At 58.6% G+C, this 15,914-nt stretch carries 16 protein-coding genes; 8 read left to right on the top strand and 8 right to left on the bottom strand.

Going from position 1 to position 15,914, the window contains the following annotated elements; all coding sequences use genetic code 11:
• Positions 1-2: 2 nt before the first annotated feature.
• The gene (locus BN1012_RS16905) at positions 3-743 is read right to left on the bottom strand and encodes a MerR family transcriptional regulator (protein WP_052535027.1); all 741 of its coding nucleotides are present in this window, start codon (positions 741-743) and stop codon (positions 3-5) included.
• A 143-nt stretch (positions 744-886) separates the two neighbouring features.
• On the opposite strand from BN1012_RS16905, the gene BN1012_RS09745 reads away from it, so the two are divergent.
• Complete coding sequence (locus BN1012_RS09745; protein WP_171815944.1) at positions 887-4,225, top strand: error-prone DNA polymerase; 3,339 nt, start codon at positions 887-889, stop codon at positions 4,223-4,225.
• Between the two features lie 38 nt (positions 4,226-4,263).
• A complete protein-coding gene (locus tag BN1012_RS09740; RefSeq protein ID WP_052535026.1) occupies positions 4,264-4,866 on the top strand; it encodes a DsbA family protein in 603 nt (200 codons plus the stop codon).
• Here the strand turns inward: BN1012_RS09740 and BN1012_RS09735 are convergent.
• On the bottom strand, positions 4,863-5,288 hold the full coding sequence (locus BN1012_RS09735; protein ID WP_043949466.1) for a hypothetical protein: 426 nt from the start codon (positions 5,286-5,288) through the stop codon (positions 4,863-4,865). The genes BN1012_RS09740 and BN1012_RS09735 overlap by 4 nt on opposite strands.
• On the bottom strand, positions 5,285-6,460 hold the full coding sequence (locus BN1012_RS09730; RefSeq protein WP_043949465.1) for a vWA domain-containing protein: 1,176 nt from the start codon (positions 6,458-6,460) through the stop codon (positions 5,285-5,287). Before BN1012_RS09730 ends, BN1012_RS09735 begins: the two co-directional genes overlap by 4 nt.
• 188 nt (positions 6,461-6,648) lie before the next feature.
• On the opposite strand from BN1012_RS09730, the gene BN1012_RS09725 reads away from it, so the two are divergent.
• Entirely contained in the window at positions 6,649-7,515 is an 867-nt protein-coding gene (locus BN1012_RS09725) for a VOC family protein (RefSeq protein WP_043949464.1), read from the top strand.
• Entirely contained in the window at positions 7,512-8,288 is a 777-nt protein-coding gene (locus BN1012_RS09720) for an enoyl-CoA hydratase-related protein (RefSeq protein WP_043949463.1), read from the top strand. The genes BN1012_RS09725 and BN1012_RS09720 overlap by 4 nt, the downstream gene beginning before the upstream one ends.
• An 87-nt stretch (positions 8,289-8,375) precedes the next feature.
• Here the strand turns inward: BN1012_RS09720 and BN1012_RS09715 are convergent, their stop codons facing one another.
• The 3 genes from BN1012_RS09715 to BN1012_RS09705 all read right to left on the bottom strand — a co-directional run bounded on the left by BN1012_RS09715 (position 8,376) and on the right by BN1012_RS09705 (position 10,199).
• The gene (locus BN1012_RS09715) at positions 8,376-8,930 is read right to left on the bottom strand and encodes a fasciclin domain-containing protein (RefSeq protein WP_081826313.1); all 555 of its coding nucleotides are present in this window, start codon (positions 8,928-8,930) and stop codon (positions 8,376-8,378) included.
• Positions 8,931-9,144: 214 nt separating this feature from the next.
• Complete coding sequence (locus BN1012_RS09710) at positions 9,145-9,588, bottom strand: YaiI/YqxD family protein (RefSeq protein WP_043949462.1); 444 nt, start codon at positions 9,586-9,588, stop codon at positions 9,145-9,147.
• The gene (locus tag BN1012_RS09705) at positions 9,585-10,199 is read right to left on the bottom strand and encodes a class I SAM-dependent methyltransferase (protein WP_052535023.1); all 615 of its coding nucleotides are present in this window, start codon (positions 10,197-10,199) and stop codon (positions 9,585-9,587) included. The genes BN1012_RS09710 and BN1012_RS09705 overlap by 4 nt, the downstream gene beginning before the upstream one ends.
• 92 nt (positions 10,200-10,291) lie before the next feature.
• Here BN1012_RS09705 and BN1012_RS09700 point away from each other — a divergent pair, with 92 nt between their 5' ends.
• Positions 10,292-10,537, top strand: a complete 246-nt coding sequence (locus tag BN1012_RS09700; protein ID WP_043949461.1) for a GlsB/YeaQ/YmgE family stress response membrane protein — start codon at positions 10,292-10,294, stop codon at positions 10,535-10,537.
• On the opposite strand, the gene BN1012_RS09695 is transcribed toward BN1012_RS09700, so the two are convergent.
• Entirely contained in the window at positions 10,534-11,184 is a 651-nt protein-coding gene (locus BN1012_RS09695) for an enoyl-CoA hydratase-related protein (RefSeq protein ID WP_043949460.1), read from the bottom strand. The genes BN1012_RS09700 and BN1012_RS09695 overlap by 4 nt on opposite strands.
• Positions 11,185-11,237: 53 nt before the next feature.
• Between BN1012_RS09695 and BN1012_RS17850 the strand changes: the two genes are divergently transcribed.
• Entirely contained in the window at positions 11,238-11,363 is a 126-nt protein-coding gene (locus tag BN1012_RS17850; RefSeq protein ID WP_275450953.1) for a hypothetical protein, read from the top strand.
• Positions 11,364-11,414: 51 nt separating this feature from the next.
• Here BN1012_RS17850 and BN1012_RS09690 read toward each other — a convergent pair whose 3' ends face one another.
• Complete coding sequence (locus BN1012_RS09690; RefSeq protein ID WP_043949459.1) at positions 11,415-12,260, bottom strand: AAA family ATPase; 846 nt, start codon at positions 12,258-12,260, stop codon at positions 11,415-11,417.
• A 297-nt stretch (positions 12,261-12,557) separates the two neighbouring features.
• Between BN1012_RS09690 and BN1012_RS09685 the strand changes: the two genes are divergently transcribed.
• Both BN1012_RS09685 and flgK read left to right on the top strand, forming a co-directional pair.
• On the top strand, positions 12,558-13,949 hold the full coding sequence (locus tag BN1012_RS09685; protein WP_043949458.1) for a flagellar hook protein FlgE: 1,392 nt from the start codon (positions 12,558-12,560) through the stop codon (positions 13,947-13,949).
• A 71-nt stretch (positions 13,950-14,020) separates the two neighbouring features.
• Complete coding sequence (flgK, locus tag BN1012_RS09680) at positions 14,021-15,901, top strand: flagellar hook-associated protein FlgK (protein WP_043949457.1); 1,881 nt, start codon at positions 14,021-14,023, stop codon at positions 15,899-15,901.
• Positions 15,902-15,914 lie beyond the last annotated feature (13 nt).

Below are 15,914 nucleotides of genomic sequence, written 5' to 3'. Positions count from 1 at the left end.
CCTCAGGCGCTTTTGCGTGGGGCTGCCGGATCACTTTCCAGTGCTTCTGCGTTGCGTTCGGCAATCTTGCGCAGAATCGCCTTGGTACGCAGGTGGCCAAAGACCTCAAGAGACTGGGGAATGGCCGCGGCTGCCATGGCAGAGGCCTTGTCCGTATCCACATGCTCTGCCAGACGCTCATAGAACGCTGTCACGTCCAGATCGCCCAGCGTTTCGGCCAACTCGTTGTACTGCTTGAGATATTCAACGCCGTAGCCTTTTTCGGCCGAAAAACCGACGGACTGAACCTTGGCCCAGTTGGAAATGATGCCCGCATCCTGCGCGCTGACAACGGTTTTGCCAGCAGCAGACTGACTGAAGGTGATGATGCCTTCATCGGCAATGGCCCGAATTTCTTCCATCGGCATGCCGCTGTCTTCACTCAGCTTTTCAACCTCCACCGGCGAGCGGGTGCTTTCGGCGCCCAGCTGGTCCGCCAGCATGATTTCAAAGCCGAAGAGACCGGGCACCATGTCAGGCTCGCGGTCACCGGCTTCTTCAATGAGTTTGCGGATGACGCCCAGGGGCAGGAACCGCTCACGCTGAAGGGTGCGGATCAGATCAAGGCGGCGCAGATGGTCTTCGCTGTAGATCGCCACATTGGTTTTGGGCCGATCCGGCTCCGGCAGCAGGCCCTCACGGATGTAATAGCGGATGGTTTCACGCCCAATGCCGCTCTTTTCCTCAAGTTCCTTCATTTTCATCGTGACAGGCCCTTCAGCTTTTCCACGTCTTTTGTCTGCGCGTGGCGTGCGATGTCTTCGTGGGGCATGGAGACTCGTTCTTTTTTACGGAGCCATGCTCCGCATTCATCGCGCTTACTGCCCGAAACGTCAAGAGACGGCTGATGGGGCAGGGCTATGCCGAACTGGCGGTCACCAGCAATTTCAGCTTTCTGCGCAGCGGCAGCCATCCAGACGAACTGGTGCGGCAGGCGGCGGCTTTAGGGCTGGCAGCGGTCGGCATTGCGGATCGCAATACGCTGTCCGGCGTGGTGCGGGCCCATGTGGCAGCCAAGGAGGCGGGCATTCAGCTCCTTGTCGGTGCGCGACTGGTCACCCGGGACGGGCTGGAGATTTTATGCTTCCCCAAAGACCGGGCCGCCTACGGACGGCTGTCCAAGCTACTGACCCTGGGCAATCGCCGGGCCCCTAAAGGCGAATGTCATCTCATTCTTGAGGACATTGTGGCTGCTGCCAAAGACCAGGTGCTGGTGCTGATGCCGCCTGCCGTGATTGATCAGGACTTTGAAGACAAGGCCCGTGCGGCGCGTGCACTGCTGGCCATTCCCTATATGGGCATGAGTTTTCTGTATGGCTCAGACGATCATGCCCGGCTCGAGCGTGTTGCCGGGTTGGCAGGTGCTTTGGATATGCGGCTGCTGGCGACCAATGATGTGCACTATCATGAGCCGGAGCGGCGCCGGCTGCAGGATGTGGTTACGGCCATCCGTGAGCATGTGACGGTGGCTGAAGCTGGGGCGCTGCTGGCCGCCAATGCAGAGCGGTACGTCAAAACACCCGATGAAATGGTGCGGCTGCTTGCAGACTATCCCGATGCCGTGCAGGCGGGTCTGGACGTTGCCGACAGCATTTTCTTTTCACTGGATGAATTGTCCTATCAGTACCCGGACGAAGTGTTCGGTTCGGATGAAACGCCTCAGGAAACACTGACCCGTCTTACCTGGGAGCATGCCCACGACAAGTTTCCCGATGGGCTGGACCCCGAGCTTGAAAAATCCATCACCTATGAACTCAAGCTCATCGCTGAGCTGAACTATGCGCCATACTTTCTGACGGTTCACGACATTGTCCGGTTTGCCCGCTCGCAGGACATTCTGTGTCAGGGGCGGGGCAGTGCGGCCAATTCCTGCGTGTGCTTCTGCCTTGGCATCACCTCCATCAATCCCATCGAGATCAATCTTCTGTTTGAGCGGTTCATCTCGGCGGAACGCAATGAGCCGCCGGACATCGATGTAGACTTCGAGCACGAGCGCCGCGAGGAGGTGATCCAGTACATCTACAAGAAGTACGGGCTGCATCGTGCGGGGATTGCGGCCACGGTCATCTCCTATCGGTCACGCTCTGCCGTGCGGGAAGTGGGCAAGGTGATGGGACTGTCGGAAGATGTGACGGCTGCGCTGTCCGGCACCACATGGGGCTGGTCGAGCGCCGGGGTGCAGGAAGAACACATTGTTGATCTTGGCCTTGATCCAAGCGACCGCGCACTGGCGCTTACCCTTGAGCTGACACGGCAGATCATCGGGTTTCCCCGCCACCTGTCCCAGCATGTGGGCGGGTTTGTGATTACTGCAGGGCCGCTGGAAGAAGTCATGCCCATCTGCAATGCGGCGATGGATGACCGGACTTTTGTCGAGTGGGACAAGGATGATCTGTCCGAGCTGGGCATGCTGAAAATCGATGTGCTGGCGCTGGGCATGCTGTCGTGCATTCGCCGGGCGTTCGAGTTTATTGAAACCCACTATGACCGTCCGCTTGAGTTGCACACGCTGCCCCATGAAGACCCGCGGGTGTATGACATGTTGTGCAAGGCGGACTCTGTTGGCGTGTTTCAGGTGGAAAGCCGGGCGCAGATGTCGATGTTGCCGCGCCTCAAGCCGCGCAAGTTTTATGATCTCGTCATCGAGGTTGCGATTGTCCGGCCCGGCCCCATTCAGGGGGACATGGTGCACCCCTATCTGCGTCGCCGCGATGGTATCGAGCCGGAGGTGTACCCATCGGAAGAACTCAAAGCCGTATTGGGCAAGACGCTTGGCGTGCCGCTGTTTCAGGAGCAGGCCATGCGCATTGCCATTGTGGCGGGCGGGTTTACGCCTGCCGAGTCAGACGGGTTGCGCCGCGCCATGGCGACGTTCCGCAAGATGGGCACCATCCACAGCTTTCAGGACAAGCTGGTGGAAGGGATGGTCGGCAATGGATATGAGCGTGATTTTGCCGAGCGGTGCTTCAAGCAGATTGAAGGCTTCGGCGAATATGGCTTTCCCGAAAGCCATGCGGCCAGCTTTGCACTTCTGGTCTATGTGTCGTCCTGGCTCAAATGTCATTACCCGGATGTTTTTTGTGCGGCCATTCTGAATGCCCAGCCTATGGGGTTTTATGCGCCGTCCCAACTCGTGCGCGATGCCCGCGAGCATGGCGTGGAGGTGCGGGCGCCAGATGTGAATGACAGTGACTGGGATGCAACCCTTGAACTGCGCGAGCATGCCAGCCCCATCAGTGATGAGGGCGGCGGCTGCATGGCTGTGCGTCTGGGCATGCGGCAGATCAAGGGGTTTCGGATCGATGCTGCGGAAAGGCTTATGGCGGCACGGCCGCGCCAAGGCTTTGACAGTGTGCGGGACGTCTGGCTGAGAACGCGGCTGACCCCGGCAGAACTTGAGCGACTAGCCAAGGCGGATGCGTTCCGTTCCATCGGCCTTGATCGTCGTGAGGCGCTGTGGGCTGTGCGCGGACTTGGTGGTACCCAGCGCACCATGCCTGCGTCACTTCCCCTGTTTGCACATGCGGAAGGCACGGGCTTTCAGCATGAGGAGGAGGTTGCGTTGCCGTCCATGCCGTTGGGTGAGCATGTGATCGAAGATTACACCCATATGCGCCTGTCGCTGAAGGCGCATCCCCTGTCTTTCCTGCGCGACGGGCTGGCGGCGGCGCGCTACACGCCGTCCAAGGCGCTTGAGACCATTCGCAACAATTCAAAGATCAATCTGGCGGGGCTGGTGCTGGTACGTCAGCGGCCCGGCAGTGCCAAGGGGGTGATCTTTGCCACGCTGGAGGATGAGTTTGGTGTTGCCAACATCATTGTCTGGCCGCCGGTATTTGAAACCCATCGCAAAATCATTCTGGGCGCTCGTGTCCTTGGGGTGCGCGGCCGGGTGCAAAAGCAGGGTCAGGTGATCCATATCGTTGCGGACCATCTGGAAGACCTGACGCACCTTCTGGGCACGTTGTCAGAGCAACGCGATGCCGTCGCCGACTTTGGTGATGTTGCAATTGCCAATGCGGATGAAGTGCGCCGACCCGGCGAAGACCCTCGCGAGATCACAGCGCGCCGGGAAGAGGGACGGGTCGCGCGGGCGGAAGCCATCGAGCAGCATTTCCGTCAACGGCCCAAACAGATGCCACGTGCCGTGAGGCGCATGCTGCCCAAGAGCCGGGATTTTCACTAGCGGTCATCCAGTTGGGCCTCGAGGCCGTAAACTCGACCATGACCCATCCAGACGCACCTTTTCGCTTCTACTTTTTTCTCCGTAGCCCCTATGTGTGGCTAGCAGCCGAGCAGCTTGCACGTGACGGCATCGACGTTGACCCGATACCCGTTGTCGGCTTTGTGGAGGGGACCGTCTTCGGCGACCCGGTCGCCAATCCACCCCGGCTGGCCTATGTCATCGAGGATATCGCGCGCATTGCAAAACGTATGGGACTTGCCCTGGCCCCGCCTGTTGATCCGGAGGACTGGACACCGGTTCACAATGTGGCTGAGCTCGCCAAGCGTGAGGGCAAGGGACTTGCCTTTGTTCAGGCAGCCGGCCGTGCGCGATGGACGCAAAGCGCTGTGCTGGATGATGCAGATGTTCTTGCGAACATTGCCGTATCAGTTGGGATTGATGGCACTGCAGCAAGATCGGCCATGGGTGATGCCTCGCTCAGAGCACAAATGGAAAAGGCCTATGCGCCGCTCATCGAAAAAGATCAGGTGTTTGGCGTGCCTTTTTTCGCCTTTGACGCAGGCAGCAAGACACACCGCTATTGGGGGCAGGACCGCATTGGCATGATGGTGGATGATGCCCGCGAGATGGCCGTGCTCTAGACCGCCTTGCGCGGCCAGACGACATACAGCGCCCCACCTATTTCAGTGGCAACAAATAGCGTCAGCAGCGGCGTGGCTCCCTGCCAGATCCAGAACACCAGAACGGCGGCGACGACGATGCGGGCATAGGCATCGGCCAGCGCAAAGTCACGCACCGGGTAGCGCAGGCGGATACAGGCCCACAGCACCGCAAGAATGCCGGTGGTGTTGATGAACACCCAGTGCAGCGGCGCAAAGCCGGGGAAGCCACCGGCCAGCCCAAGCTGAAAATGGGCAAACTTAAGAATGGTGATGTAGATCTCTGAAAAGTAGGGCAGGGCTAATGGCGTAAACAGCCACAAATCCAGCCACGCGACACGGCGGCCTTGCAGGAAAATATAGGGTCTTCCGGGTTCAGACGCAGAACGTGCGTCGTCGTTCACCGGGACAGCTCGCGCATGGCGCGGTCGAGGCCGTCCAGTGTCAGCGGGAACATCCGGTCACCCAAGATCTGGCGCATGATCTCGATGGAGGGTGTGTACTCCCAGTGACGCTCGGCGACAGGATTGAGCCACACAACGTTTTCATAGACCTGCTGGAGACGTTCCAGCCACACGCCGCCGGGCTCTTCGTTCCAGTGCTCCACGGACCCACCGGCATAGGTGATTTCGTAGGGGCTCATGGAGGCATCACCGACGATGATGACCTTGTAGTCGGACGGATACTTGTGGAGCACATCCCACGTCGCCATCTTTTCATTGTGGCGGCGACGATTGTCCTTCCACAGATCTTCATAGAGGCAGTTGTGGAAGTAGAAATATTCCATGTTCTTGAACTCGGTGCGAGCGGCTGAGAAAAGCTCCTCACACACCTTGATGTGCGGGTCCATGGAGCCGCCCACATCGAAGAACAACAATGTCTTGATGGTGTTGCGGCGCTCGGGGATCAGCTTGATGTCGAGATAGCCACGGTCGGCTGTCGACTTGATGGTGTGATCCAGGTCCAGTTCTTCGGCAGCGCCTTCGCGGGCCCATTTGCGCAGGCGGCGCAGGGCAACCTTGATGTTGCGGGTGCCAAGCTCGATTGAATCGTCGAGGTTCTTGTATTCGCGCTTGTCCCACACCTTCACGGCCTTGCCGTGGCGGCCTTCCTTCTGGCCGATGCGCACGCCTTCAGGGTTATAGCCCTCTGCACCAAACGGAGAGGTGCCGGCGGTGCCGATCATCTTGTTGCCGCCCTCGTGGCGCTTTTCCTGTTCCTCGAGGCGCTTCTTGAGCTCCTCCATAATCTTTTCCCAACCACCAAGGGCTTCGATTTCAGCCTTCTCTTCGTCGGTGAGGAATTTTTCAGTGAGGGCTTTCAGCCAGTCTTCGGGGATCTCGGAAACATCACCTTCGCCAAGGCTTTCCAGGCCCTTGAAGACCGTGCCGAACACCTGGTCGAACTTGTCGAGGTTCTTTTCGTCTTTCACCAGAGCGGAGCGGGAGAGGTAATAGAAATCCTCAACCTCGCGGTCGATTACTTCGGCATCCATGGCCTCCAGCAGCGTCAGATATTCGCGCAGGGAAACCGGCATGCCGGCATTTTTCAGCTCATGGAAGAAGTTGACGAACATGGTGCGTAGCCTCGGCTTTGGTGGTCACGGCTGTAACAGAATATAGGGTTTCGAAAGGAAACTCTCATGGTGCGCATTTGGATGCAAGAGGACGCAAAAACTGGCGGTTTTACTCACAGTTGGCCCTCGTCCACCGGAGACCTATGCTGCACCCAAAAGGGCTAGGCAATTGAGGGAGACGTACAGACATGCTCAGGGATATTGACCGGGTGCAGCTTCTGGTGCCCGACACTGGAGCAGCCGCTGCCAAATGGATAGAGCTGCTGGGGGCGCAAGATGCGGGCAAGGACGCAGTCAAGACGCTGTCGGCCAAGCGCACGACGCTGCGGATCGGCACATCGTGTATTGAACTGCTTGAGCCGGACGGAACGGGGATCGCGGACACGGCTCTCAAGGCGCGGGGGCGGGCACATCTGTTTGCTGCGGGCATCTCGACCACGGACATGGCCGGGCTGGAAAAGCAACTTGCCGCCAGCGCTGCGGACGTTGTGGCGGAAAACGGTCAGCTTCATATCTGCCTGCCGGTAGAAGACACACCGGTCCGTTTTGCTGTCTCACCCCATGAAGAGCGCAGCCAGGTTGGTGATGCGTCTTTCCTATACGAGGCAACACTGCTGGTTCAAAACGAAGCTGCCGCCGTGAAGCTGTTTGTCGATACCTTCGGCCTCAATGACGCCGGGTTTGAACATATTTCGTCTGAGAATTTTGGCTATACGGGCACGCTGACGCTGTTTGATGCGCAGCGTCTGCATCGCTTTGAAGTCATCAGCCCGACAAGTGCTGAGAAGACCATGGGGCGCTACTTCGCCCGCGAAGGCGTCTGTTACTACATGGCGTTTTGTGAAAGCGCGCGCATGCTGGACATTGAAGCGCGGGCCACTGCGCAGGACGCAGGCATCACCGTCGAACGGCCGGATGGACGCGGTGCCGATAAGACGCCGGACCAGATGTGGCTTCACCCGCCGTCTCTAGGCGGCATGATGCTGGGTATCTCCCGTCCGACCATGGCGTGGACCTGGTCAGGGCATCCCGACCGTGTGGAGGACGTGGCATGAGTTCGGACATTTTGCGCATAGAAACCGAAGGGCGAGTCAGGGTCCTTACCTTCAACCGGCCTGACCACCTCAATGCAATGAACGGTGCCCTGTATGAGGATGTGGGCGATGCCCTGCGTGCGGCGTCCGCGGACAAGGACGTCGCCGTGGTGATCCTCACTGGCGAGGGCCGGGCCTTCACCGCCGGGCACGATCTTGATGAAATGGACAATCCGCCGGTTCATACGGATGGTGGCCAACACGGTTTTCGCCGCTTCCGCGAGGCGCTGGAGGTTTTTGACAAACCACTTGTGGCGGCCGTCAACGGGTTGGGCGTGGGCATTGGTCTGACCATGCTGCCCTATTGCGACTGTGTGATCATGGATGAGACGGCGCGTCTGCGCGCGCCCTTCACCACGCTGGGTGTGACGGTGGAGGCGGGCAACTCCTATTTGCTTCCCGCACGCGTTGGCTGGGCCAATGCGGCGCGATTGCTGTTTACAGCTGAGTGGCTGTCCGCGGAACGTGCGCTGGAGATCGGTCTGGTGCAGGAGATTGCCGACAAGGGCACAGCGCTTGCCGCCGCGCGGGCATTCGCAGCGCCGATTGCAGGCATGCCGGTGGCGTCACTGGTCGCGACCAAGCGCTTGATGCTGGAGGCGCGCAATGAGCATGTGCGGGCGGCGCACTACCGCGAGCAGATTGCCTTTGAGGAAATCGGAAAAGGTCCCGCCAATCGCGAAGCGCTGGCTGCGTTCCGCGAAAAACGCGAGGCGGATTTTTCGGGGCTTTAGGCGGTCGGTTTTTGGCAAGCGGTCCATCATCATGAAAAAGGGCGGCAGTGTCCCGCAGGATACTGCCGCCCTTGTTGTGTCAGATGCTTACTCCTGTGGGGGCAGGATCACCGCATCAATGATGTGGATGACACCATTTGATGTTTCCACGTCTGTGGTGACGATGGTGGCACCGTTGATGGTTGGTGCTTCGCCGGTTGCATCAATAGTTACGTCAGCACCCTGAACTGTGGCTGCTGTTGTAACCTTACCGCCGATGTCAGCGGCCATCACCTTGCCGGGCACCACGTGATAGGTGAGCACACCTGCAAGGGCTTCTGTATCAGCAAGAAGACCGTCCAGCGCTCCTTCGGGCAAGGCTGCGAAGGCAGCGTCTGTTGGCGCGAAGACCGTGAATGGCCCTTCGCCCTTCAGGGTTTCGACAAGTCCAGCTGCCTGTACGGCAGCAACAAGTGTATTGAAGTCATCAGCGGCAATAGCTGTGTCGACCACATCCATCTGCACGGCTGCTTCGGTCATGGCGGCCTTCTCGGCCTTTGATTCTGAACCGTAGCCTGAGGAGCCCGCCAACGCGGGACCAGCAAGCAGGCCGGCGGTTGCGGCCAGGGTCACAGCGATTGACGTGCGGGGGAATTTCTTCATAAAGGCGCTCCTGTTGGGGCTTTGATTAAAATTCCGGCACCGTTTGTCGCCACGCGTCGGGGGAATGCGGTGGCGGGTGCCAGAGCAGTTGTTTCGCTCAACTGCATGATTGATTACGGCAGTGTGATAGCGCCGGATCACGCAAGCGCGTGGTTTAAGCGTGGTCATTGTGTGGCGGGAATGTGGCGGACAGAGTCTACGCCCTGCTGATTGCTCAGGCGGACTTGCAGATCATCTGGTCGAGCTGATTCATGAAGCGGGACCGGTCGCCTTTTGAAAATTGCGCATTGCCACCCGTCATCACGCCTGTTTCGCGCAGGTGGCGGTTCAGTTCGCGTGACGCGAGGGCGGAGCCGATGTTCTGCGGGGTGAAGGCGCGTCCATCAGAGCCGAGCACCTGCGCGCCTTTTTCCAGACAGCGGGCAGCGAGGGGGATGTCAGCGGTGATCGCGATGTCGCCCTTGCAGATTTCGTCCGCAATCCAGTCATCGGCAGCATCGGCGCCGTCCGATACCAGAATGTTTTTGACCAGGGGATGGTTGCCGGTGCGCATGCCGGAGTTGGAGACCAGAAACACCTGCAGGTTGTGCCGCTCGGCGATGTTGATGGTTTCGGTCTTCACCGGGCAGGCGTCACCGTCAATGTAGATCGTTGTCATGCAGTCTTCCGTGCAAAGAGGATAATCCATCCGGTGGACTTGCCGTCATACCCGATGCCGTTGCCGGTGTCGTAGGTTATGTCGGACCAGTTTCCTGAGCTGGTCATTGCGTCTTGCAGATCCATCTGGGTGGGAAAATTGTAATACCGTCCCAGCTTGTCTCGTCCTTCGGGCTGGCCGGTTTTGAAACTGGCGTGAAAGATGCCGTTCAGGCGCAGACTTTTGTGGATGCGGGCCATCAGGTCCGGCAGGCTCTTGAGCGGCGCATGCAGCAGGGACGCGTGCGCCCACACGCCATCAAATGCATCGATCTCCTCAAGTTCGTCAAAGCGCGCAACCCTGACCGGCTTCGCAAGACGGGTGCTGGCGATCGCAGCAAGGCCCGCTGAACCATCCATTGCAGTCACGTTGTGACCCATCGCTTCAAAGGCGGCCGCATAATGCCCATCGCCCGACCCAAGGTCCAGAACGTGGGCTGCTGAGGGAAGGGCGGCAGCGAACCGGTGGAAGGACGCGGGCATGTCGTCGGGGCGCGCCTTTGCTGCGTAAGTCGCAGCTTCCGCGTCATAGAATGTCAGTGTCTGTGCGTCGCTTTGGTCGTTCATCTTCATGGCCGATATTGTGCTGCGGTGCATCCTAGCCGAACAGGGTTAGGTGCCCTACGTTTCTATTGGAAGAATCAACTAGGGAGCAGGAGAACGACATGGTTGGTATGGGCTGGATTTTGACAATCGTTATTGGTGGGCTTGCCGGCTGGATTGCCGAGAAGCTGATGAAAGCTGACCATGGTCTGCTGACAAACATTCTGCTGGGCATTGCCGGCGCGGTGATCCTCAATTTTGTGCTGGGTCTTCTTGGCGTCGCATTCGCGGGCATTTTTGGACAGCTCATCATTGCCGTCGCCGGTGCCTGCGCCCTCATCTACGGCTACCGGATGATCCGCTCCTAGCGGACACCTAGCGACAGTTTCATTTCTTCAACGGCGGCGGCACGCAGTGTCGCCGCCGTTTGTGTATAGGCATCGCGGGGCAGGGCGGCCAGCGCTTCTGCAGCCTTCATGGAGGCCTGCTGTACGTCACCGTGGATGTCATCGAGAAAGCCCGCCTGCAAAGCGTCAGCTGGCGGCAGAATGGTGGCAAGTGCGGTGGCGCGCGTCAGCCATTGGCCATTAAGCCGGTGACGGGCGAGAGCCAGAGGCAAACCGGGCAGGGGCATGCCGATGCCGACTTCTGAAAAGCCAATGCGATAGTCCCCGGGTGATCCGATGCGTATGTCTGACACCAGCAGCAGCATGGCACCTGCGGCAACAGCATGACCCTCAACCTGGGCGACAACTCGCAGGTGGGAAGTAAACAGGTGCAACAATAGCTGGCCCATGGCGTTCAGCAGTCCGGCGGCTGCCGCTTCTCCGTCCGCGAGAATTGCATTGTCCAGACCGACGCAGAACGCGCCGCCTGGCTTACTTTTGAGAATGATTGCCTCTGTCGCAGGGTCCTGTTCGGCCACCGTCAATGCGGCATCCATGGCGGCAATGGCATCAGGTGTCAGAGCGTTGGGGCCTTTGCCGTCAATGGTGATGGTTCTGACAGAGGACATGGATCTGCTTTCGGTTGAGCGCTGGGTTCAGACTAGGACGGGCGCACAATAACTTGAAGACCCAGGTGCTCAGCGCGGTCTATGCGCATCTGCCGGAAAACCCGACCACCATTCCCGACTTCATGGTGGTGGGAAAGCTTGCTGACGCGGATTTAGGCCTTATTTCAGGTCGGACATGAAAAAGGCCGGAGCAGTTGCTCCGGCCTTTGTCTTTTTAGATAGCGCTACCGCTAATTGCGTTCGCGGCGGGCGAGGAAGGCCAGGCGCTCAAACAGGTGAACATCCTGCTCATTCTTGAGAAGGGCGCCGTGCAGCGGCGGGATGAGCTTGGAGGCATCACGCTCACGCAGGGTTTCTGGTGACACATCTTCATTCATCAGCAGCTTGAGCCAATCGAGAAGTTCTGACGTGGATGGCTTCTTCTTGAGGCCGGGGACGTCGCGCATTTCATAAAAGACGTCGAGGGCTTCCTTGACGAGGCGCTCTTTCAGATTGTCGAAGTGTACATCAACGATCTGACCCATCGTGTCTGCATCGGGGAACTTGATGTAGTGGAAGAAGCAGCGGCGCAGGAATGCGTCCGGCAGCTCTTTTTCATTGTTGGACGTGATGATCACGATGGGACGTTCTTTCGCCTTGATGACCTCGTCGGTCTCGTAGACGTAGAACTCCATGCGATCGAGTTCCTGGAGCAGGTCATTTGGGAATTCGATGTCGGCCTTGTCGATTTCATCGATCAGCAGCACGACCTTCTCGTTGGCGTCAAACGCTTCCCAGAGCTTGCCCTTGTTGATGTAGTTCTTGATGTCCTTGACGCGCTCGTCGCCCAGCTGGCTGTCGCGCAGGCGGGTGATGGCGTCGTACTCATACAGACCCTGATGAGCCTTGGTCGTGGATTTGATGTTCCAGGTGATCATGGGAACGCCAAGGGATGTGGCGATCTGTTCGGCCAGCACGGTTTTACCGGTGCCAGGTTCACCCTTCACGAGCAGTGGACGCTCGAGGGTAATGGCTGCATTCACGGCGACGCGGAGGTCCTCGGTCGCCACATAGTCTTTGGTGCCTTCAAAGCGCATCAACAAGTCCTGCCAGTTGTTTTTGGTAATAAGTCAGTAAGATTTTCGAACGGGCGCAAACCTAAGGGGGCCAGCGCTGCGGGGCAAGCGGCATGACGCAGTGTCATTTGCGCGATATTGCCCGGCAAAAGCTGCCGCAAGGGGCAGAAAGTGCTGAGCCTGCGAGGCCGCAAACCCTCCCAAGTCATTGAAATCAAACAAAAAACAGACTGGCCCGGGGCTTGCTCCGGTGTGTCTGAATTAATCCGCATGCCGCTTTGGCGTGCATGCCATGTGTCAGTCCTCTGGAGGGATCCGATGACAATCTTCGGTGCAATGACCACCGCCGTGACCGGCCTCAAAGCCAATTCCAAGGCTCTGGGCCATATCTCGGACAATATCGCCAACTCGCAGACCATCGGGTTCAAGCGTACTGAAACCAATTTTCGCGACCTTGTGACCTTTGCCACTTCGCGCAATAGCGCGCCGGGCACGGTGCTCGCAGAAGCCCGCTTCACCAATACGGTGCAGGGCGCTCTGGAAGCCGCCCAGGTGCCAACCCACATGGCCATCAATGGCGATGGGTATTTCATGGTGTCGGAGCGGGTTGCCACACTGGACAACAAGCCGGTGTTCAACCAGATCGACTACTACACCCGTCGTGGTGACTTTGAAGTGGATCGGTTCGGCTTTCTCCAGAACGGTGCCGGCTATTATCTTCAGGGCGTCGAGATCAATCCACTGACAGGCAACAAGATTGGTGACGTGCCGGGCCGTATTCAGATTGAAAGCGATTTCATTCAGGCCAAGCAGTCCACCACGATTGACTACACGGCCAACCTTGCATCCTTCCCCAAAACGGTTGTGGCTGATGCCAATACGCCCAACTCGGAACTGATGCTGGACGCGACCTTCACCAACAACCCGTCTTCCTTCGGTGGTGACGGCTTTGTGCAGGGCCAGGACGAGCAGCTGTTCCTGGACCGGTCTCTCGCCGGTGGTGCCATTACCACTTACGACTCCATCGGTAACCCGGTGAATGTCGAACTGCGGTGGGCCAAAGTGAACAACACGGCCAATGGCGCTGGCCAAGCAGGCGGCGCTGAGACATGGAACCTGTTCTATCAGACCAGCACAACGGCGACAGGCACGGCTGCCAAGTGGAATAATATTGGCCAGGCTTATGTCTTCAACTCTTCAGGTGTTGCGACGCCGGCCGTGACGTCAGCGACGATCACAGGTCTGACGGTTGATGGTGTCAGCCTTGGCAATATCACGATGAACCACGGCTCCAATCAGGTTACGCAGTTTGCAGACACCAATGGCGCGGTTTCGGTAACGGAGATTGAGCAGGATGGCTTCGCATCCGGTGCTCTTGCTTCCATCGCTGTATCTGACGCGGGCCGTGTCGTTGGCACATACACCAACGGCAAGCAGCTTGATCTGGCGGAAGTCACACTCGTGAAGTTCAACGCTGACAACAAGCTGCGCAAGCTTGATGGTGGTGCATGGGCTGCAACGCAGGATTCCGGTGAAGCCATTCAGGGTGCATCCGGCGAGATTGTTGCCGAAGCCCGTGAATCGTCCAACGTGGATATTGCGGACGAGTTCTCGAAGCTCATCGTTACGCAGCAGGCCTACTCGGCAACGACACGTATCGTGACGACGGCTGACGAACTGGTGCAGCAGACACTCAACATGAAGCGGTAAGTCGCTCCTCTTCGGCAGGTGGCTGATGCCGCCTGCCGGTTACATTCCTTCAACCAGGCACAGATACGTTCATGTCCCTTTCAACCGCCCTCAATGCAGCCGTTTCCGGGCTCAAGGCCAACCAGTCCGCTGTCGATCTTGCCGCGCGCAACATCGCCAACGCGACGACGGAAGGCTATACGCGGAAGGTCGTGGGCCAGAGCAATGCGCTGGCCGGCGGCGAGGGTATTGGTGTGTCCGTGCGGGCGGCCGTGCGCGAGGTGGACAATTATCTGTTTGGTCAGCTGCAGCGGTCTTCCGGCGTTAATGCCAAGCTGGAAGTGCGGTCAGAGTTTCTGACGCGTGTGGACCAGATGTTCGGCACGCCGGACAGTGAAACATCTATCGCGTCCTATGTGACACGTTTGGGCACGGCGTTTCAGGATCTGGCAACAACGCCTGAATCAACGGTCACCCGCGAAGCGACACTTGCGGCGGCTGAAGAACTGACAGTTGAGCTCAATCGCCTGTCTGACGAAATTCAGCAGATGCGCCGTGAGACTGAACGCCGTCTCGAAGACGCGGTATCACAGGCCAATGGTGCGCTGGCAAAGATCCACGATCTGAATCTCAAGATTTCTGCCAACCAGGCGGGCTCAGTAGCTGACCTGCAGGATGAGCGGGACATGGCCGTGCGTGAGCTGGCGTCCCTGATGGACATTCGCACGGTGGAACGCGAAGGCGGCCGGATCTCGGTATTCTCCAATGGCGGTAATCTGCTGTTGGATACTCAGCCTGCCAAACTGTCCTTTGATGAGCATCCAACGCTCAACGCGTCTTCCTTCTACAATTCTGATCCAGCGCTGCGCGGTGTCGGTACGGTGACGCTGCAGGTTGGTGGGTCAGCTCCGATTGACCTGCTGCGCGACGGCACAATCCGCGAGGGCAAGATTGCCGGTCTTGCGGATATGCGTGACAAGACACTGGTCGAAGCGCAGTCACAGCTTGATGAGATTGCCCACAACCTGGCCAAGTCCATGTCGGAAACGACCGTGACATCGGCCGCGGTTGCCGGTCCGCCTGCGGGCTTTGATGTTGATATTGCAGCGCTTCAGAATGGCGACAGCATCAACCTCACCTACACGGAAACACCGGGCGGCACACAGCGCCAGGTCACGATCGTTCGTGTGGATGATGCAACGGCTCTGCCACTGGCGAACACAGTTACACCGAACGCGAACGACACGGTTGTTGGCGTTGCCTGGGGTGGCAGTGCCGCCACTTTTGCGACCAACCTTGATGCAGCGCTTGCGGCTGCAAGCATCAATATTGATACGTCAAACCCTGCGGGCACAACGCTTCGCATTGTTGATGATGGTGTGGGTGCAACGACAGATGTTGATGCCGTCACAGCGACCGTTACGGCCACTGGCCTGGTTGATAGCGGCACGGCCCTTCCCCTGTTTGTGGACGGGGCGAATGCGCAGGCGGCGTACACGAATTTCCAGGATGGTGCGCGCCAGAAGGTTGGCTTTGCAAGCCGCATTTCACTCAACGCGAATGTGCGGGCTGATCCATCTTCTCTGGTTGTTTATTCAACCTCTCCAGCGACAGACGCTGGTGATCCGGCCCGTCCGACCGAGTTGCTTGAACGCCTGACCGGCAGGTCGCGCGAGTTTGACCCTGCAACGGGTATTGGCGGTACGGGGCAGCCTTTTGCCGGCGGTGTCGATGAATTTGCCCGTCGCGTTGTGTCTTTCCAGGCCAATGAGGTGGTGCTCGCCAACCGTGCGCTGGATAGCCAGAAAGTTGTTCAGCTTGGACTTGAAGAAAAGGTCCAGGGCACGACGGGTGTATCGATAGATGATGAAATGGCGCAGCTTCTTCTGCTGCAAAATGCGTATGCCGCAAATGCGCGGGTGATGTCGGCAGTGCAGGAAATGATGTCCCTGCTCGGCAACATCCTGCGATAGCGGACAGGTAGGA

This window comes from Candidatus Phaeomarinobacter ectocarpi, from assembly GCF_000689395.1.
Classification (GTDB): Bacteria; Pseudomonadota; Alphaproteobacteria; order CGMCC-115125; family CGMCC-115125; genus Pyruvatibacter; species Pyruvatibacter ectocarpi.
This window is presented reverse-complemented; position numbering and strand designations above follow the sequence as displayed.